Origin of the sequence: Rhodococcus sp. HNM0563 (genome assembly GCF_012726195.1) — a bacterium.
Lineage (GTDB): Bacteria > Actinomycetota > Actinomycetes > Mycobacteriales > Mycobacteriaceae > Rhodococcus.
In genome coordinates this window covers 588,220-605,648 of record NZ_JAASAF010000002.1, presented here as the reverse complement: position 1 = coordinate 605,648, position 17,429 = coordinate 588,220, and the positions used below count along the sequence as shown (strand labels likewise).

The window sequence follows — 17,429 nt, the reverse complement described above, 5'->3', positions numbered from 1 at the left end:
ATGTTGGGTACGAAGAGAACGGATGCGACGGTTGACGGAATCGACGAACATCGGAAGGTTCGAGGGCCGGGTCGCGGTCGTAACCGGCGGAGCGAGCGGGATCGGTGAAGCCGTGGTGCAGGCGCTGCACTCGGAGGGTGCCTGCGTCATCGTGGCCGATGTGCAGGAAGCCGGCCGTGCCCTTGCGGCGGAGCTCGGTGAGCGTGCCCGGTTCGTGCGCACCGACGTCACCGTCGAGTCGGATGTCGCGGCAGCCGTGGATCTCGCCGTCGAGCACTTCGGCCGACTCGACGTGATGTTCAACAATGCGGGTGTGATGGGCGCACTGGGACCGATCGACCGGACGCCGATGGACGCGGCCGACGTCACGCTCGCGGTGAACCTTCGCGGAGTGCTGTGTGGATTCAAACATGCTGCGCGCGTGATGAAACCGCAGGGATCGGGTGTCATCATCTCGACATCGAGCCCCGCCGGAGTTCTCGGAGGCGTCGGACCACACGTGTACAGCGCGGCGAAAGCTGCCGTCGTGGGTCTGTCGAAGTCGGTGGCAGCTGAGTTGCGGCCGTTCGGAATACGGGTCAACACCGTGATTCCCGGAGCCGTGGTCTCGCCAATGACCGCTGCCGTCGTGGCAGACGGCGCCGACGACCTCGCAGGTGCCGACACGGCACTCGGCAGCAACGCCCTGATGGACCGCGCGCTCACACCGGAGGACGTCGCTGCCGGCGTGCTCTTCCTGGCGAGTGACGAGGCCGCTTACGTCACCGGAGTGACGTTCCCGGTCGATGCCGGGATGACGGGTATCGCGGGCCGTTCGCCGTACACCAGTGGCCGGTATGAGCAACCCGTGACGTTGCTGGAAGCCGGACGTACCGCGTAGCGGAGGCCCGGCCCTGATGGAGATGCCGTCGACGCAGGTCGATGCAGTCGACAGCGAGACGTAGCCGGCAGGAACCACAGCCGGCAGAGAAGGGAAGAAGTACATGCTGACAGGTAAGCGGACGCTGGTCACCGGAGCAGCCCAGGGCATGGGCCGCGACATCGCGCTGGAGTACGCCAGGCGCGGCGCCGAGTTCGTCGGTGTCGCCGACCTCAACGGTGACGGCGCGAAGGATGTCGCCGCCGAAATCGAAGCGATGGGTGTCGCAGCCGTTGCGATCACGGTGGACCTTGCGGACAGTTCCGCCATCTCCGGCATGATCGACACCGTCGTGTCCGCGGCCGGCGGTCTCGACACACTCGTGAACAACGCCGGTGTCATGGAGAATGCCTTCACCGAGAACACGGCCTTCGAAGAGCTACCCGAGGACGTCTGGGACAAGGTCTACGCGATCAACGTCAAATCGGTCTGGCTGGCAACGAAATGCGCGGCACCGCACCTACGCGCTTCGGGTCGCGGGCCGTCGGTGATCAATGCCGCATCCGTCGCCGGAATGGTCGGTTACGTCAGCACCGCGTACCCGTCGAGCAAGGCCGCGGTCATCCAGCTCACCCGCACCTCCGCCATCGCACTGTCTCCGGAGGTCCGCGTCAACGCCTTCGCACCGGGTTCCATCGAGACCCCGATGAGCCGTGCCTTCCTCGACGCTGCAGAATCCGACGAGGCCCGCGAAACCAGGAAACGGGGGATGGTCGGAGCCCACCTCATCCCCCGTTTCGGCACCGGCGACGAGATCGCAAAGGTCGCCGCATTCCTCGCATCCGACGACTCGTCGTTCCTCACCGGGATCGTCGTCCCCGTCGACGGCGGTACGACGGCCTGGCGTGGACTGCGCGGATGAACGCGACAGCTTCTGCCGCGGCGATCGTGGGGGCCGGTGAATCGCAGTTCGGCCGGTCCCTGGACCGTCCCATCGCGAAACTCGTCCTCGACGCGTGCCGCAATGCGCTCGACGATGCGGGGCTGACCGCCTCGGACATCGACGGGGTGGTCGCGGCAGGTGCGTACCCCGGGCCCGATGAAGTGTCGGTCGCGCTCGGCGTCGAACGCAGGTACACGGCAGCTCCCGGAATTCCCGCGGGGGCAGGACCCCTTGCCGCAGTCGAGACCGCGCGTGCAGCAGTGGAATCGGGGCGTTCGAACACCGTCCTCGTCTACTACGGTTACGCAGGGTCGAAGCCCGGAGGCCCCTACGGCTTCCACGCGCAGGACCCGGTGAAGGCGAGCCTGGAAATGCCCTTCGGCTGGTATGGGCAACCGGTGTATTTCGCTGCGTGGGCACAACGCTACTGCCACACATACGGGATCGAACAGGACGCGCTCGGATCGATTGCCGTCTCGAACCGCGTCTGGGCGACGATGACGCCGAACGCGCAGCGTCCGAAGCCGCTCAGTGAGGATGATTATCTGGCCTCACCCATGATCGCGTCGCCGCTGCGGGCCGCAGATTGTTGTCTGATCTCCGACGGTGCCGGTGCACTCGTCGTCACGACGAACGAACGAGCACGCGACCTCGAGGGGACACCCGTCGTCGTGGCGGGATCGTCGACGGTGGCGGTGGGCCCGTCGATGACCTCGTATTTCACCCAGGCGGCGGACATGTGCTCGTTCGGTTCTGCCGTGTCCGGACCACGGGCATTCGCGGATGCCGGACTCACCCCCGCAGATATCGATGTCGCCGAGATCTACGACTGCTTCTCCATCTCGCAAGCCATCCAGATGGAGGACCTCGGACTCTGCGGTCGTGGCGAAGGGGTGGATTTCCACCGTGCCGGGCACACGCGGCCTGGCGGCTCGCTCCCGGTCAACACCCACGGCGGCCACCTCGCGTACGCCTACATCCCCGGGATCGTCCACGTGATCGAGGCCGTACGCCAGGTGCGGGGCGTGCGCGGGCAGGCGCAGGTGCCCGATGTCGCGACCGCACTGGTCGCTGCGCTGGCAGGCGGCGAACACACGACGTTGATCTTGACGAAGGACCGGTGAGGAACGTGACCGAGAATGAACCTTCCACCGACACGTCCGGGATCGTCACAGCATCGGTACCGGATTTCGCACCACTGACCGATGTTCCCGAACTGGCACCGTTCTGGGACGGAGTGAGCCGCGGAGAACTCGTGTTTCCGCGGTGTCGCGCATGCCGGCGCTGGCATTGGTACCCCGGACCGGGCTGCCCGTGCGGTCACGACGACGAATTCGAGTGGTCGGGTGTCGCGGGCAGAGGAGTGATCTACTCGTTCACCACCGTGCACCGCGCGTTCCTGCCGTCGGGATCCACCGCGCCGTACACCGTGGCACTCGTGGAGTTCGAGGACGCGCCAGGTGTACGCCTCGTGACCGACCTCATCGGAGACGGCGCGGACACACCACGGATCGGTGACCGGGTGGTCCTGTCTCCGACGGTCTTCGATACCCACACCTTGCCGACCTTCGCGCTCGAGGGTGACCGGCCGGAACGAGAAAGGCACTCGCGATGAGACTCTCACTGCGCTATGACATGCGAGCACCGGCGATCGGCGCTCCGGCCGTCGACCTCTACCAGGCCGCGGTCGAGCAGGCCGGCTGGGCTGATTCGCTCGGGTTCGAGACCGTGTACATCGCTGAGCACCACGGCGCCGAAGACGGCTACTGTGCCTCCCCGATGATCCTGGGCGCCGCGATGCTCGGGCGCACCGAGCGGATCCACGTCCATTTCTCGGCGCTCGTGGCGGTGTTGCATCATCCGTTGCGGCTCGCCGAGGACCTCGCGACCCTCGACCTCGTCGGTGGCGGCGGTCGCGTCGAGATGACGATGGGGATCGGCTACCGGCCCGACGAATTCGAGATGTTCGACGTGCCGATGAAGCGACGTGTCCGCATTCTCGAAGAGGTCGTCGAGACCCTCGACAAAGCCTGGACCGGTGAACAATTCGAGTTCCGCGGGAAGACGGTACGGGTGCGTCCCACGCCCGTCGGCCCATCACGCCCCCCGATCTACATCGGCGGCTCGGCCGATGCGTCCGCGGCGCGTGCAGCGCGTCTCGGCGACAACTACATGCCAGCCGGGTCGGAGAAGGAGCGGCTGTACGAGTTGTACGACACCGAGCGGACGAAGCTGGGACTTCCGATTCCACCGCGTCCCGCGCCGGCCGGCCCGTTGTTCCTGCACGTGACCAACGATCCCGACGGCGATTGGGAACTGCTCGCACCGCACCTGATGTACACGACCAACATGAATGCGCAGTGGGCGAAGGAGCGCGGTGTCGGGACGACCGGGTACACACACGTCGAGACCGTGGAAGACCTGAAGAAGCAGCCGCAGTTCGTGGTGCTCACCCCCGAGCAGTGCGTGGAGTTCGCACGGGAACGGGGCGATGATTCGGAACTCATGTTTCAGCCGCTGATGGGTGGACTCCCACCCGAAATCGGTTGGCGGAGCCTCGAACTGTTTGCCTCCGAGGTCCTTCCCGAACTCGAGAAGTCAGGCCTCCGGGGCTCGGCCGAGTCGCGGCTGGGCCCGATCTCGGAACAATCGGCGGGAACGATCAGGAAATGAGGGAGTCGATCATGAGGTTTCGATCGGTTGCGTGTGCGGTCGCGGGTATCACCGCGAGCGCAACGGTATTGACGGCCTGTGCCGAATCGGGTGGTGCCGGCGGGCAGGGCGGTGGTGCCGGTGTCGAGTACGGGGCGAGTATCGAGGAGTATCAGGAGGCGTTCGAATCTGTCGACCCGATCGTGATCCACACCCAGTCTCCCGCGGCGAAGGGCGCATCGGGCGGTCAGCATATCGAGAAGTACGCCGAAGCCGTGTCCGAATGGTCGGGCGGCAAGATCACATTCGACATGGTCTATTCGAACGGTGTGGCCTCGCCGACCGAAGCGGACAACGCGGTGCAGGACGGCCGGCTCGACCTGGCCCAGGTCATGGGTGCGTATGAACCGCAGGAGTACCCGGTCACCTTCGCCCTCAACAACGCGAGTGTCCTGTCGGACAACAGCGTGGTCGTGGGGAGCCTGTCATCGAACGCGTGGCCGGTCGATGTGGCCTTCTCTACACCGGAGTTCATCTCCGAATACGAGGAACAGGACCTGAAACTTCTCATACCGTCGTTCAACTCGGGTTCGATCGCACTGATCTGCGCGCAGGCCCGAAATGATCTGGCCGAGTTGAAAGGTCAGTCGATTGCGTCCGGCTCGGCGACGCTCGGTACCCAGGTCTCCGCGCTCGGAGGCAACCCGGTGTCGATCGGATATACCGAGTACTACGAGAGTTTGCAGCGCGGGGTCGCGGCGTGCGCGGCCACCACCCTCACCGCGGGCATGATCGCGGGCATCATGGAGGTTGCGCCGCACATCACGATCGATCCCGAGGCGGGATTCGTGAACACCTCGGGTGCGCTGGCTATGAACGCCGATGTGTGGGAGGGCCTTCCGCTGGTCGCGCAGCAACTGATGTGGGATCGTCTCGACGTCTTCGTCGAGGGCAGTATGAACAAGATCTGGGAAGGTACGGTCGCCGCATCTGCGACCATCGCTCAATTCGGAGGGGCGGCCGAGCCGTTCGCTGATGATGCCCGTGACGCGTTGACCGCGAAGAACGAAGAGATAGTGGACGGGCTCGCGGAGACGGCCCCGGGCGGCGACGAGTTTGTTCGGCGAGTGCGGGATTCTGCTGCGGAGTGGAAGACGACAGTGACCGATCTGGGTTACGAGAACACCGTGGACTACACCGGATTTGCCGAGTGGTACAGCCCCGAGAAGCTCGACACGACGGCATTCGTCGACGAGCTCTTCGCCGAGGTGTTGCTCGAGCATCGCCCTTCCTGAACAGCACGCGATGAGCCGTGAACGACATGTTTGCAACAATTAGTTGACAACACGACGTTCACGGCTCACGCTGTATGTATGACAGAGAATGAATTCACTCCACCGAACCCCGGTCGGGAACGTGCCCACCGCGAGTACGCCGGTCTGTTCCGAATCGCCGAACGCCACGGGGTCACAGCGGAACAGCGTGCACGCCAGTCTCATCCGGAGATGCTCGACCCGCTGGGCGCGATCCGCATCGTCGCCGCGCTCGCCGGCGGCGTCCACCAGCCGGGTCCTGAAGAACCCGACGTGGACGCCGCCGACGTCACGGCTGCTCTCGGTCTGATCCCGAAGGCCAGAGCGGAGATGGACCAGCTGGAGGCGCTGGTCCTCCGAATTGCCCGTGAACGCGGGATGACCTGGCAGGACATCGCGTTCGGGCTCGGCCTTGGAAGTACCCAGGCTGCCCGTCAGCGTTACGAACGACTGCTGAAGCGCACTGACTCCTGACCGGGCGATCAGGGGGTGTAGGGATCCGCGCGCCTGATCGGGGGCGCGGTCTTCCAGTCGGGCATTCCTAGCTCCGGAGTCCCCACGACGGCCTTGCCACCCGACAAGTGGGTCCACTGGGCGTGGTTGAGCTGATGAATCGTGAAGCAGGCGTCGAGTGCGTTGGAGAAGCCCATCGCATCCTGGCTCTGGTTGACCGACTCCTTCACGAGCAACGCCGCCATCGTGGGCACCTGGGCGATGCGACGAGCGAACTCCAGGGTCCGCTCCGTCAGGTCGTCCGCCGGGAACACCTTGCTTACCATGCCGAGAGCGCGGGCGTCCTCCGCGTCGAGGCTGTCGCCGGTGAGGAGCAGTTCCTTGGCCTTGCGCGGGCCGAATTCCCAAGGATGACCGAAGTATTCGACCCCGCACATGCCGAGTCGTGTGGCAACGACGTCGGCGAATTGGGTGCCTTCCGCTGCGACGATGAGATCGCAGGCCCACGTGAGCATCAGCGCCGCGGAGAAGACGTTTCCGTGCACCTCGGCGATGGTGATCTTGCGGAGATCGCGCCAGCGACGGGTGTTCTCGTAGAAGTAGTGCCATTCCTGATGGAAGCGCGACTCGACGGCGTCCTTGGTGCCGCCTGTGCAAGTGTACGACCAGTGCTGGTCGGGGCCGGGGTTGCGTTCGGCCTGGTAGTCCGGGCTGCCGAGATCGTGCCCGGAGGAGAAGACCGGGCCGTTGCCGGCGAGGATCACCACGCGCACGTCGTCGTCGGCCTCGGCCCGCAGGAACGCGGCGGTGAGTTCGACGAGGAGCCCGCGGTTCTGGGCGTTGCGGTATTTGACGCGGTCGAGCACGATGCGGACGATGGTGCCGTCGTCGTGGGTCTCGTACTGCAGGTATTTGTATTCGGTGGTGGCCCGGGGGTCAGTGCTCACGGGGGAGAGTCCTTCCTGGAACAGGCTCAGACGGCCTGCGGTGATGTGGAGACGAGTGCGCGTGCCTGGTCGAGCAGGGCCTGGGACACGCTGTGGAAGTGCTTCCCGAGTGCCTCGTCGACCTTGCCTGCACATGCGCGGGCATGTGTGCCCTCGAGGATGATGGCGAGGCGGTAGCAGGCCAGTACCTGATACCAGTCGAATCCGGTCATGTCGCGGCCGCTCTTCTCGCCGTATCGTGCGATGAGCTCGTTGCGGGACGGCAGGCCGTCGAGCTGGCGGGCCAGCCCCTTCGTGCGAGGCTCGTTCGGGTCGGGCCAGGTGGCCAGCAGGTGTCCGAGATCGAGCAGCGGATCGCCGATCGCGGCGAGCTCCCAGTCGACGACCGCGGCGACGTCGGGACTGTCGTGCCGGAACATGACGTTGCCGAAGTGGAAGTCGCCGTGAATGACGCCCTTGTTCCACTCGGTGGGGCGGTGCGCGTCGAGCCATGCGCCGAGTTCGTCGATTCCGTCGAGATCGGGTCCGGGCCAGCCGTCGAGTTCGTGGTAGGAATCGAGTTGCTTGCGCCAGCGTCCGACCTGCCGGTCGATCCAGCCGTCGGCGCGATCGACCTGCGTCTGCCCAAGCGCTGTGGGATCGACGCGGCCGAGCGCGGCGGCGGCGTCGACCATGGCCAGCCCCATCGCGTGCTGTAGGTCCGCCGACGACGCGTGTGGCTCGGGCACCTCGGTGGTGGCGGTGAAGCCGCTGATCGCGTCCATGACGAAGAAGGCGAAACCCATGATCTCGGGGTCGTCGCATGCCGCAACGAGGCGCGGGTGGGGGACGTCGGTGCCTCCGAGTGCGGTGAGGACGCGCGCTTCCCGGCGCATGGTCTCGTCGCTGTTGCTGCGCTTGTGCAGCGGCGGCCTGCGGAACACGTACTCGCTGCCGTCCCTGACGAAGCGGACCAGGATGTTCTGGGTTCCGCCGGTCAGTGCGACAACATCGGTGATCGGTCCGGTGCCGACACCTTTGCTGTCGAGCCAGGACGTCAATGCCGGGATATCCACCATGTCCCGATCGCTCATCGGGGTTCACCTCGTGTCTTCGATCGTGTTCCCCGGGCGGTGCCTGTGGTACTTCGAACGTGCCATGGTCCGCCCGCGGAATCGGATGTACTTGTGGGTGACCGGGGCCACTCTCACGGCACTCTACACATTCGTGCAAACCATTGTCATGATTAGCTTCACATTCAGGCGCATGATTGTTAGAGTCCGAGGACGGCGCCCGGTTGCTGCGACAGCGGACCGGCTGGCAGCGAATCGTTCTCCTTCAGGTGGTGCAATGGGTATCGAAATGGTTCTCGACATGGCGACCTCGGTCGTTCCGGACCGCGTGGCGATCGGCCGCCGCGAGTCGGGACTGACCTACTCCCGGCTCGATGAAATCGCATCGGGTGGCGCGACGGTCCTGAAGGAACGCGGGGCAGCGCACCTGGTGTTCGTGGGAGTCAACGGGCCCATCCTGCCCGTCCTCACATTCGCGTCGGCGAAGGCGGGCATCCCGATCGCGCCCCTGAACTACCGGCTCGCGACCGAACAGCTTCGCGACCTCGTCGCACAGCTCGAAAGGCCGTTGATCGTCGCCGATCCGGCCTACAAGGACAAGCTCGAAGGCGCAGCGGGGCACCTGCTGACCACTGACGAGTTCTTCGACGCCGCACGGGCCGCCGGGCCATCCGATCACCTGCCGGCCGACGACGACGCCACCGCGGTCGTCCTGTTCACCTCCGGCACCACCTCCGCCCCCAAAGGTGTGTTGCTCCGCCACCACCACCTGACGTCGTATCTGTTCAACACCGTCGAATTCGGCTCTGCTGGTGAGGAACAGGCGACACTGATCAGTACACCGCCCTACCACATCGCCGGGATGGGCGCGGTGCTGAGCAACATCTACGCCGGGCGTCGCATGGTGTACCTGCCCGATTTCACCCCGCAGCACTGGCTCGATCTCGTCCGCGAGGAGGCGGTCACGAGCGCGATGGTGGTGCCCACGATGCTCGCCCGCGTCGTCGACCACCTCGGCGGGGAATCCGCGGGCGCTCCGAAGCTGGCGTCGCTCGCATACGGTGGAGCGCGGATGGCGCAGCCCGTTCTCGAACGCGCCCTCGTTGCTTTCCCGGACACCGGTTTCGTCAACGCCTACGGCCTCACCGAGACCAGTTCGACGATCGCGGTGCTCGGACCCGATGACCACCGCGAGGCACTCGCAGATCCCGCACTGCGCCATCGGCTGTCCTCCGTCGGGCGGATCGTGCCCGGCATGGAGGCGCAGATCCGTGCGGAAGACGACACCACAGTGCTCGCCGACGGCGACACCGGGCTGCTGTGGGTCCGCGGGGCGCAGGTCAGCGGCGAATACATGGGCAAGGGCTCGGTGCTCGACGCCGACGGCTGGTTCCCCACCCGCGACCGTGCCCGGATCGAGGACGAGTTCCTGTTCATCGGCGGTCGCGCAGACGACACGATCATCCGCGGTGGCGAGAACATCGCTCCTGCCGAGATCGAAGACGTCCTGGTTCGCCATGACGACGTCCGCGAGGTCGCCGTGATCGGCGTCCCGGACGACGAATGGGGCGAACGCATCTGCGCCGTCATCGTGCCCGTCGACGACACCCATGCCGAGCCGGAAGCGGTGCGCGCCTGGTGCCGCGAGCGACTGCGCGGATCCCGCACACCGGACGACGTCGTGTTCGTCGATGAACTGCCCAAGACCGCCACCGGCAAGCTCGTGCGTCGTGATCTGGTCACACAGGTCACTGCCGAATCCGCCTGAGAGCGAGGGTCCGTGTCTTCCATCCCCAGCCGCCAGTGGGTGCTCCGATCCCGGCCGACGGGCCGCCCGAGCGCATCCGATGTCGAACTCGTCGACGTCGCCGTAGGCTCGCCCGAGCCGGGTTTCGTCCGAGTGCAGAATCTCGTGATGTCGGTCGAGCCGTACATGCGCGGCAGGATCGGCGGTGAGGCCACCTATGCCGAGCCGTATCCGCTGGACGAGCCGATGCTCGCCCCCACGATCGGTCGCGTCACCGCGTCGGCCGACGAGTCGATCCCCGCCGGCACCCTCGTGAAGCACGAGTACGGTTGGCGCGAGCACGCATTGGTGCCGGCGAGTGAATGCACCGTGCTTTTGCACGACGACCTCGCGCCCGCCGACCATCTCGGCCCCATGGGCATCCCCGGAATGACGGCGTGGGTGGGGTGCGAGCGAATCGCCCGCATCGAGTCGGGCGACGTGGTGTTCGTGTCGTCGGCGGCCGGTGCAGTCGGGTCCACCGTGGTGCAGATCGCAAAACTGCGGGGTGCCACGGTGATCGGTAGCGCGGGTAGCCCGGAGAAGGTCGAGTTGGTCCGCAGGCTCGGCGCCGATGCCGCATTCGACTACCACGACGGTTCGGTCAAGGACCTGCTCCGCGCCGCGATGGCAGAGGTGGGAGCGACCGGACTCGACGTCTATTTCGACAACGTCGGAGGCGAGCACCTCGAGGCTGCTGTCCGGGTGATCAACGACCACGCGCGGATCGCGCTGTGCGGGATGATCAGCATCTACAACTCCGCGACCCCGCAGCCGGGCCCGAACAACCTCATCAAACTCGTCTGGCGCCGCGCCCGGATGGAGGGATTCCTGCTCCGCGACCACCTCGACGCGCGGGAAGAATTCGAGAACCGGATGGCCGAGTGGCTTCACATCGGCGCGGTCCGCCCCGTGCAGACGGAGTTCGGGGGCGGTATCGAGGGCGCGTGGGACGCGTTTCTCGGCATGCTCGACGGCACCGCGACCGGCAAAGCCGTCGTGCCGCTCACTGGCAATCACGTCGAGAAAGACTGCAAGACCAGCGAATCCGGCGGGACGATCTCGCCCGACAAGGAGGCAACACGATGACCGACCAGACACTGCCGTCGGCAGCTCACGTACTGCCACTGCAAGGCAAGGTCGCGCTCGTCACCGGTGGAAGCCGCGGCCTCGGCCGGGAAATGGTGCTCGCCTTCGCGAAAGCCGGCGCAGACACCGTCATCGTCAGCCGCAAGATCGACAGCTGCGAGAAGCTCGCCTCCGAGGTTGCCGAGACCACTGGCCGCAAGGCACTTCCGGTCGCATGCCATGTCGGCGACTGGGACGCACAGGAAGCCCTCGTCGAGCAGGTGTACGCGGAATTCGGCCGCGTCGACATCCTCGTCAACAACGCGGGCATGTCGCCACTCTACGATTCGCTCGGCAGCATCACGGAAGCGTTGTTCGACAAGGTCTTCGACGTCAATCTCAAGGGAGCATTCCGGCTGACGACGCTGATCGCCCCGCGCATGGTCGAGGCCGGCGGCGGTTCGGTGATCAATATCAGTTCCATCGCCTCGGAGAGGCCCACGCCGAGCGACCTCCCGTACGCGGCGGCGAAGGCCGGACTGAACATCATCACCAAGGGCTTCGCGCAGGAGTACGGGCCGACGGTGCGCGTCAACGCGATCATGGCAGGACCGTTCCTGACCGATATCAGCAAGTCGTGGGACATGGACGTCGTGGCGGAGAAGTTCAAGACACTTCCGCTTCAGCGCGCCGGTAACCCCGACGAGATCATCGGCGCCGCGCTCTACCTCGCGGGTCCCGGCTCCACGTACACCAGCGGCGCGATCATCCCGGTCGACGGCGGCCGCACCGCGATGCGCTGAGCCGTACACGCCGAATACTTTTCGAGAAAGGAACGTGCATGAGCTGGGGTTTCGAGACAGATCCCGAGTACCAGAAGGTCCTCGACTGGGCCGAGGACTTCGTGAAGAACGAGGTCGAGCCCATCGACAAGGTCATCACCCACGCGTGGGACCTGAAGGACCCGCTGCGTCAGAAACTGATCCCGCCGCTGCAGGACAAGGTGCGGGAGAAGGGCCTGTGGGCGACGCACCTCGGACCGGATCTCGGCGGCCAGGGATTCGGGCAGCTCAAACTTGCTCTGCTCAACGAGATCGTCGGGCGCACCCACTCGGGCCCCATCGTGTTCGGTGCGCAGGCACCGGACTCGGGCAACACCGAGATCCTCGCCCACTACGGGACACCCGAACTCAAAGAGCGGTATCTCGAGCCGCTGATCAACAACGAGATCGTCTCGTGCTACGCGATGACCGAACCTCAGGGCGGGTCGAATCCCGTCGAGTTCGAGACCACGGCCGTCCTCGACGGTGACGAATGGGTCATCAACGGCGAGAAGTGGTTCGGCAGCAACGCGCGCTTCGCGTCGTTCTACATCATCATGGCGGTCACCGACCCCGACGCCGAGCCGCACAAGCGCCTGTCGCAGTTCATCGTGCCGGCCGACACCCCTGGGCTCGAGATCGTCCGGAACACCGGGGTGTGGGGTCACGATTACGAGGTCGGCACCCACGCCTACACACGGTGGACCGATGTCCGGATCCCGAAGGACCACATCCTCGGTGGGGTCGGGCAGGGGTTCGAGGTCGCGCAGACCCGTCTCGGCGGCGGTCGCATCCACCACGCGATGCGCACGGTCGGACTGGTGCAGGCGTCGCTCGACATGATGCTCGAGCGCGCCGTGTCGCGTACGACGCGCGGCAAGCGTCTCGGCGATCAGCAGATGGTGCAGGAGATGATCGCCGATTCGTGGCTGCAGATCGAGCAGTTCCGCCTGCTGGTGCTGCGCACCGCATGGCGGATCGATCACTACAAGGACTACAAGAAGGTCATCAAGGACATCGCCGCGGTCAAGGCCGCGATGCCGAAGGTGTTGCTCGACGTCACCTCCCGCGCGGTCCAGCTGCACGGTTCGCTGGGTGTGTCGAAGGAACTTCCGTTGGGTAAGTGGCTGTTCGAGAGCTACCACATGGGTCTGGCCGACGGCGCCACCGAGATCCACAAGGTGGGTCTTGCCCGTCAGTTGCTGCGCGACGCCACGCCGCATGACGGTCTGTTCCCCAGCTACCACCTGCCCGGGCTCGAGGAACACGCGCGGCGCAAGTTCGCGGCGCAACTGGCGGGTCTCGAAGACTGAAGCAGTGGTTCGAGCAAGGGGACCGGGACCCGTGGTTCCGGCCCCCTGCTCGTGTGCTCTGTCAGTGGTCTGCCGAGATGACGAACGCGGTCGACCCTGCCAGTCCGTTGGACACGGTGACGACGGACCGCTTCGCGTCGGGAATCTGACGCTCTCCGGCCCGGCCGGTCACCTGATAGGCCGCTTCGGTGAGCTGTGTCATGCCGTGCAGCCGACCCTCGGCCAGGCACCCGCCGCCGGTGTTGAGCGGCAGCGTCCCGGTGGGGCGGGCATTCCCCTCGTCGATGAAGGACGCGGCTTCTCCTCGTCCACAGAATCCCAGACCTTCGAGCCAGGTGTACGTGAAAATCGAGAATCCGTCGTACAACTGGGCGATGTCGATGTCGTCGCGGTTGATCCCGGCAGCGGTCCAGAGTCGCTCACCCGTCGTTTCCGACCCGGCGATGATGTCTTCGTAAGTCATGGGTACACCGGTGACGCCGATGTGGTTGCTCGCGGCGTAGCCCGAGATCAACGCGGGAGGATTGCGTAGGTCGCGGGCGCGGTCGGCGCGGGTGAGGACCATGGCGACGGCGCCGTCGACGGGTAGGTCGCAGTCCAGCATGGTGATGGGATCGGCGATCATGCGTGACGACAGGTACTCGTCCGTCGTCAGGGTCTTGCCTCGGAAGAACGCATTCGGGTTCAGGTGTGCGCGTTCGCGATTGTCGACAATGAAGCGCGCGAACGATTCTCGTGTCGCACCGGCGAGGTCGAGGTAGCGGCGCGCGACGGTCGCAGCCCAGCCCGCAGGCATCGAGAAGCCGTACGGCGCGAAGAACTGGTCTTTGCCGCCGGCTCGCGCGGACGTGAAGTTCGAGTACCGTCCCTGCGGCATGTGCAGTGCGCGATAGAGGACGACGTGCGTGCAGGTGCCTGCGACGAGTGCGTTGATCGCGTCGATGGCGGCGTGGGTGACCATCGGCATGGTGTTGCCGAGCCATGAGAGGTTGTCGCGGATTCTCAGCGCTCCGGCGAGATGTCCCGGAGTGACGACATCGATGCCGTCCCGGTTACCCTTGTCGCCGCCGTACACCGGCATTGTCGGGGTGGTCGCGAGGCCGTCGACGTCGGCTCGGGTCAGACCGGCATCGGTGAGTGCTGCGTCCGTGGCCTCGACCGTCAGCGACAACAGGCTGCGCGGGTTGCGTCGAATGAGTTCGGTGTAGCCGATTCCGGCTATCGCGACCTGATCGCGGTAGTCCCACATGATCAGCTGCTCCTGTGTCGGGTCTCGGGCGAGAGACGGAATTGCGGCACGACATCGCCGGGTGCCAGTTCTTCGAAGGTCACTTCCAGGGGGAGCCCGATCGACAGATCGGCAGGGTCGGCGTCCACAAGATTGGTGGTGATCAGCAGGTTCTTCTGCTCCTCGAGTTCTGCGACGGCGACGATGTACGGCAAGTGTCCGGCGAAGCCGGGTGCCGGTGCGTCGTGCATGACGGTGTAGGAGTAGAGCTTCGCTCGGCCCGATACGTCTTTCCAGGACAGCTCGGCGGTGCCGCATACGGGGCAGAAGCCCAGCGGGAGGTGCTGGTAGCGGGCGCACGAATCGCAACGCTGCACCGTCAGGCGGTGTTCTCGCGCGGCGTCCCAGTAGGGGGCTGTGGTCTCGTCTGCCAGAGGTAACGGCTTGCGTGGGGTTTCGGCTGCAGCGTCAGTTGGGGGCATCGGTCCTCGCTCGACATTGACATCTATTGCGAATAATGGTGATCATCTATTGTGATTCTGTGACGCCGGTCTCGGCCTCGTCAAGTTTCACCCTCTGCGAGGAGGGATAGGCCGTCGCTAACGGGATTTTAGGCAAATCATTCGCATGAAAGCTTGACTCTCCCGCAATCTAGGCGAATGATATGACCCGAGAGTGATGTAGGTCACGACAGGCAGGCGAAAATCATGGCGCACCGCAGTGTTGAGTCCGACGTCAGGGTCGACGATGTCGACTCCGGACGAGTCGGCGACGCACTCGCCGCGCTTGTCCAGCTACTCACCACATGACCTTCGGGCGTCACTTCACGCCGCCCCACCCCCCTCATACCAGCGGAGTTGACATGAGCGCATCCCCGAGCGCTTCCAGCAAGCCGAGCAGTCGGTTACTGCTGCTCATCGAGATACCTGCAGTCATCGTGCTTTTCGTGATGATGATCCATGTGACGGCGAACGCGCTCATGCGAGCGTTCGCGTCGTCGCCCATCCCGAACACGCTCGAGATCACCCAGTACATCTACGTCCCGATCATCGCCCTGCTCGGCTTCATGGCGGCGCAGGTCAGGGGGGAGCACATCGTCGCGGACCTCGTGGCTCACTACTTCCCCACGCGGGTCAGACGAGCGGTGCTGTTCTTCGGGTACATGCTCGGTGTCGTGGTGTTCTTCGGATTCGCATGGTTCGGCCTCGAAGAAGCTCTCCACTCGCGAGACATCGGAAAGACCGCGGGCGTGTCGACCGTCGTGGCATGGCCCGTGTACTTCCTCGTTCCCATCGCCTTCGGCGTCCTGTGTGTGCAGTTCGCCTTCGCGGGCGTGCGTGCCCTCCGCGGCGGGGAGGATTCGGTCGACGCGACCGACGCCGAGGTAGCCCGCATCACCGACGAGATCGATGAAGAAAACGGTGTGTCCGCCACTGCCGCAACTGCGCCGAATTCGGAGAGCAAATGACTACCACTACCACCGCCGAAGTTCGGGACCCGAATCCCACCCCGCCGGTTGTCGGCCCCAGCAACAAGTTTTCGACCCGTTCATGGGTGTTGTTCGGTGCCTTGATGGTGCTGCTACTGGGGTCGACTGCCGCGATATTCATGCCGCTGACGCCGGTCGCGATCGGCTGCGCGTCGATCGTGATGATGATTACGCTGCTGTGCCTGCGGGTTCCGGTGGCATTGACCATGATCGTCCCGTCGTTCGCAGGGCTCTACGCGATGCGTGGCGAGCGGACGGTGACGAGTGCGCTCACGTCACTTCCCTACGACGAGGTGGCGAGCTGGACCCTCAGCGTCGTGCCGATGTTCGTGCTCATGGGTCTGTTGCTGTGGCGCTCCGGCATGACCGATTCGCTCTATACCGCTGCCCGACAGTGGTTGGGCTGGCTTCCGGGCGGCCTGGCGGTCGGCACGAACATCGCCGGCTCCGGACTGGCTGCGGTCAGTGGGTCCACGACCGGGACGACCTATGCTCTCGGCCGCATCGGAATCCCCGAGATGCTCAAGGCCGGATACGACCGACGACTTGCGGTCGGTGCGGTGTTGGTCGCCGGTCTGCCCGGCCAGCTGATCCCGCCGAGTATCCTGCTCGTCCTGTACGCGGGCATCGCCGAGGTTCCGGTCGGTAAGGCGCTGCTCGCCGGTATCGGCCCCGGAATCCTCGTCTCGATCATGTTCACGGTGGCGATCATCCTGATTGCCGTCTTCGCCAAGGACGTTGCGGGGACGAAGGAAAGCCGCATCGAGGCGTCGAGCGTCTCATGGAGTACCCGGTTCAAGAGCCTCGTGTCCATCTGGCCGATTCCGGTCCTGGTGGCGGTGATCATCGGTGGAATGTTCTCGGGCCTCTTCACCGCCACCGAGGCCGGCGCGGTCGCCGCACTCTGCTCGGTCGGCGTGGTCTTCATCTGGAGGCGCAAGACCGGCGGCGCGAGTCGCGCGCTCCTCGACGGTTCCATCGGTACCGTCTCGACGGTCGGTGCGGTCTTCCTCCTGCTGGTCGGTGTCGAGGCGCTCTCCCGGATGATGACGTTGACCGGCATCAGCAACGGGTTCGCCGATCTGATCACCGATATGAACCTCGGGCGGGTCGAGTTCCTCCTGCTGATGATGGTGGTCTACCTGATCCTCGGCGCCTTTATGGATCCGCTGCCGATGATGGTGCTCACCGTGCCGATCCTGATCCCGACGCTCGAGAGTCTCGACATCTCGATGCTGTGGTTCGGTGCCTTCGTCGTGTTCATGGGTGAGCTCGCGATCCTCTCGCCGCCGGTCGGCATCCTGGCGATGATCGTCCACTCGATCGTCAAGGATCCGAAGGTGAACCTGGGCAAGGATATTCCGCTCAAGGACGTATTCGTCGCCGCTGCGTGGTTCCTGCCGATGGCCATCGTGGTCGTCCTGATCCTGATCTTCTTCCCGGAGATCTCGACGTTCCTGCCCGACCGTTCCAGCGGCGGCTGAGGGCAGTCGTAACACTGGGTG

17 protein-coding genes are annotated in these 17,429 nt (G+C 65.2%); 13 read left to right on the top strand and 4 right to left on the bottom strand.

Annotation, left to right across the window (positions count from 1 at the left end; genetic code table 11):
• Nucleotides 1–22: 22 nt before the first annotated feature.
• From HCA61_RS06550 to HCA61_RS06520, 7 genes are all read left to right on the top strand, one after another.
• Nucleotides 23–880 (top strand): SDR family oxidoreductase, encoded by an 858-nt coding sequence (locus HCA61_RS06550; RefSeq protein WP_169687342.1) that lies wholly within the window; start codon nt 23–25, stop codon nt 878–880.
• Nucleotides 881–983: 103 nt separating this feature from the next.
• Complete coding sequence (locus HCA61_RS06545; protein WP_169687341.1) at nt 984–1,781, top strand: SDR family oxidoreductase; 798 nt, start codon at nt 984–986, stop codon at nt 1,779–1,781.
• On the top strand, nt 1,778–2,926 hold the full coding sequence (locus HCA61_RS06540) for a thiolase family protein (RefSeq protein WP_169687340.1): 1,149 nt from the start codon (nt 1,778–1,780) through the stop codon (nt 2,924–2,926). The genes HCA61_RS06545 and HCA61_RS06540 overlap by 4 nt, the downstream gene beginning before the upstream one ends.
• A 5-nt stretch (nt 2,927–2,931) precedes the next feature.
• Nucleotides 2,932–3,417: an OB-fold domain-containing protein gene (locus tag HCA61_RS06535; protein WP_169687339.1), complete on the top strand. Its 486-nt coding sequence runs from the start codon at nt 2,932–2,934 to the stop codon at nt 3,415–3,417.
• Nucleotides 3,414–4,475 (top strand): LLM class flavin-dependent oxidoreductase, encoded by a 1,062-nt coding sequence (locus tag HCA61_RS06530; RefSeq protein ID WP_169687338.1) that lies wholly within the window; start codon nt 3,414–3,416, stop codon nt 4,473–4,475. The genes HCA61_RS06535 and HCA61_RS06530 overlap by 4 nt, the downstream gene beginning before the upstream one ends.
• A gap of 11 nt (nt 4,476–4,486) precedes the next feature.
• On the top strand, nt 4,487–5,749 hold the full coding sequence (locus HCA61_RS06525; RefSeq protein ID WP_206039685.1) for a C4-dicarboxylate ABC transporter substrate-binding protein: 1,263 nt from the start codon (nt 4,487–4,489) through the stop codon (nt 5,747–5,749).
• A 78-nt stretch (nt 5,750–5,827) separates the two neighbouring features.
• Nucleotides 5,828–6,241: a DNA-binding protein gene (locus tag HCA61_RS06520; protein WP_169687336.1), complete on the top strand. Its 414-nt coding sequence runs from the start codon at nt 5,828–5,830 to the stop codon at nt 6,239–6,241.
• Between the two features lie 8 nt (nt 6,242–6,249).
• Here the strand turns inward: HCA61_RS06520 and HCA61_RS06515 are convergent, their stop codons facing one another.
• Both HCA61_RS06515 and HCA61_RS06510 read right to left on the bottom strand, forming a co-directional pair.
• Entirely contained in the window at nt 6,250–7,191 is a 942-nt protein-coding gene (locus HCA61_RS06515) for an enoyl-CoA hydratase (RefSeq protein ID WP_206039762.1), read from the bottom strand.
• Between the two features lie 2 nt (nt 7,192–7,193).
• Nucleotides 7,194–8,240: a phosphotransferase family protein gene (locus tag HCA61_RS06510; RefSeq protein ID WP_169687334.1), complete on the bottom strand. Its 1,047-nt coding sequence runs from the start codon at nt 8,238–8,240 to the stop codon at nt 7,194–7,196.
• A 256-nt stretch (nt 8,241–8,496) separates the two neighbouring features.
• Here HCA61_RS06510 and HCA61_RS06505 point away from each other — a divergent pair, with 256 nt between their 5' ends.
• The 4 genes from HCA61_RS06505 to HCA61_RS06490 are packed head-to-tail and all read left to right on the top strand — an operon-like array spanning nt 8,497 to nt 13,207.
• Nucleotides 8,497–9,987 (top strand): fatty acid--CoA ligase family protein, encoded by a 1,491-nt coding sequence (locus tag HCA61_RS06505; protein WP_169687333.1) that lies wholly within the window; start codon nt 8,497–8,499, stop codon nt 9,985–9,987.
• Nucleotides 9,988–9,999: 12 nt separating this feature from the next.
• Nucleotides 10,000–11,094, top strand: coding sequence for a zinc-binding dehydrogenase (locus tag HCA61_RS26765; protein WP_169687332.1), 1,095 nt, complete (start codon nt 10,000–10,002; stop codon nt 11,092–11,094).
• Nucleotides 11,091–11,876, top strand: a complete 786-nt coding sequence (locus tag HCA61_RS06495; RefSeq protein ID WP_169687331.1) for an SDR family oxidoreductase — start codon at nt 11,091–11,093, stop codon at nt 11,874–11,876. The genes HCA61_RS26765 and HCA61_RS06495 overlap by 4 nt, the downstream gene beginning before the upstream one ends.
• A 38-nt stretch (nt 11,877–11,914) precedes the next feature.
• Nucleotides 11,915–13,207: an acyl-CoA dehydrogenase family protein gene (locus HCA61_RS06490; RefSeq protein WP_169687330.1), complete on the top strand. Its 1,293-nt coding sequence runs from the start codon at nt 11,915–11,917 to the stop codon at nt 13,205–13,207.
• A gap of 61 nt (nt 13,208–13,268) precedes the next feature.
• On the opposite strand, the gene HCA61_RS06485 is transcribed toward HCA61_RS06490, so the two are convergent.
• On the bottom strand, nt 13,269–14,456 hold the full coding sequence (locus HCA61_RS06485; protein ID WP_240958971.1) for a hypothetical protein: 1,188 nt from the start codon (nt 14,454–14,456) through the stop codon (nt 13,269–13,271).
• 2 nt (nt 14,457–14,458) lie between these two features.
• Nucleotides 14,459–14,917, bottom strand: coding sequence for a Zn-ribbon domain-containing OB-fold protein (locus tag HCA61_RS06480; protein WP_169687329.1), 459 nt, complete (start codon nt 14,915–14,917; stop codon nt 14,459–14,461).
• 380 nt (nt 14,918–15,297) lie between these two features.
• Here HCA61_RS06480 and HCA61_RS06475 point away from each other — a divergent pair, with 380 nt between their 5' ends.
• Nucleotides 15,298–15,903 (top strand): TRAP transporter small permease, encoded by a 606-nt coding sequence (locus HCA61_RS06475; protein WP_169687328.1) that lies wholly within the window; start codon nt 15,298–15,300, stop codon nt 15,901–15,903.
• Nucleotides 15,900–17,408 carry a TRAP transporter large permease gene (locus HCA61_RS06470; RefSeq protein ID WP_169687327.1) on the top strand — a complete coding sequence of 503 codons (1,509 nt, stop codon included), beginning with the start codon at nt 15,900–15,902 and terminating at the stop codon, nt 17,406–17,408. Before HCA61_RS06475 ends, HCA61_RS06470 begins: the two co-directional genes overlap by 4 nt.
• Nucleotides 17,409–17,429: the final 21 nt, after the last annotated feature.

Bases quoted from the DNA above. Each gene is read 5' to 3' on its own strand.
- HCA61_RS06475 (WP_169687328.1), top strand. From the start codon at position 15,298: ATGAGCGCATCCCCGAGCGCTTCCAGCAAGCCGAGCAGTCGGTTACTG.
- HCA61_RS06485 (WP_240958971.1), bottom strand. From the start codon at position 14,456: ATGTGGGACTACCGCGATCAGGTCGCGATAGCCGGAATCGGCTACACC.
- HCA61_RS06510 (WP_169687334.1), bottom strand. From the start codon at position 8,240: ATGAGCGATCGGGACATGGTGGATATCCCGGCATTGACGTCCTGGCTC.
- HCA61_RS06470 (WP_169687327.1), top strand. From the start codon at position 15,900: ATGACTACCACTACCACCGCCGAAGTTCGGGACCCGAATCCCACCCCG.
- HCA61_RS06550 (WP_169687342.1), top strand. From the start codon at position 23: ATGCGACGGTTGACGGAATCGACGAACATCGGAAGGTTCGAGGGCCGG.
- HCA61_RS06530 (WP_169687338.1), top strand. From the start codon at position 3,414: ATGAGACTCTCACTGCGCTATGACATGCGAGCACCGGCGATCGGCGCT.
- HCA61_RS06520 (WP_169687336.1), top strand. From the start codon at position 5,828: ATGACAGAGAATGAATTCACTCCACCGAACCCCGGTCGGGAACGTGCC.
- HCA61_RS06545 (WP_169687341.1), top strand. From the start codon at position 984: ATGCTGACAGGTAAGCGGACGCTGGTCACCGGAGCAGCCCAGGGCATG.
- HCA61_RS06525 (WP_206039685.1), top strand. From the start codon at position 4,487: ATGAGGTTTCGATCGGTTGCGTGTGCGGTCGCGGGTATCACCGCGAGC.
- HCA61_RS06495 (WP_169687331.1), top strand. From the start codon at position 11,091: ATGACCGACCAGACACTGCCGTCGGCAGCTCACGTACTGCCACTGCAA.
- HCA61_RS06540 (WP_169687340.1), top strand. From the start codon at position 1,778: ATGAACGCGACAGCTTCTGCCGCGGCGATCGTGGGGGCCGGTGAATCG.
- HCA61_RS06480 (WP_169687329.1), bottom strand. From the start codon at position 14,917: ATGCCCCCAACTGACGCTGCAGCCGAAACCCCACGCAAGCCGTTACCT.
- HCA61_RS06490 (WP_169687330.1), top strand. From the start codon at position 11,915: ATGAGCTGGGGTTTCGAGACAGATCCCGAGTACCAGAAGGTCCTCGAC.
- HCA61_RS06505 (WP_169687333.1), top strand. From the start codon at position 8,497: ATGGGTATCGAAATGGTTCTCGACATGGCGACCTCGGTCGTTCCGGAC.